Origin of the sequence: Pseudomonas sp. BP01, from assembly GCF_022760795.1 — a bacterium.
GTDB lineage: Bacteria > Pseudomonadota > Gammaproteobacteria > Pseudomonadales > Pseudomonadaceae > Aquipseudomonas > Aquipseudomonas putida_Q.
This window is the reverse complement of record NZ_JAFBKA010000137.1, coordinates 1-255: the sequence shown is the minus strand read 5'-3', so window position 1 is coordinate 255 and position 255 is coordinate 1. Positions and strand designations below refer to the sequence as shown.

Sequence of the window (255 nt, the reverse complement as noted above, 5' to 3'; positions counted from 1 at the left end):
CAGCAGAAAAGCTGGGAAGCAGGCCAGCCAACAACGTATGGTCGCGCATCAGCAATGCGCGGTAGGGTGGGCTGTCTGGATCCTCTAGCCATTTCAGCCAGAGGGTTTCGCTGGTGCCGGCCGCAGGGGCCGCTCCCGGCACAATCGCCTCGGTAATCCCGCCACCCAGGCACAGCGCCATGGTCTTGGCATACGCTACGCCAGACTCCCGGTGATCACCGTCGTAGTCGTACTGCTCGGCCACCTTGAACATGG

General features: G+C 62.7%; 1 protein-coding gene. It reads right to left on the bottom strand.

What is annotated here, in order from left to right; translation table 11 throughout:
* A partial coding sequence (locus JOY50_RS28825) for a hypothetical protein (protein WP_243056208.1) occupies window positions 1–255 on the bottom strand: 255 nt, incomplete at both ends.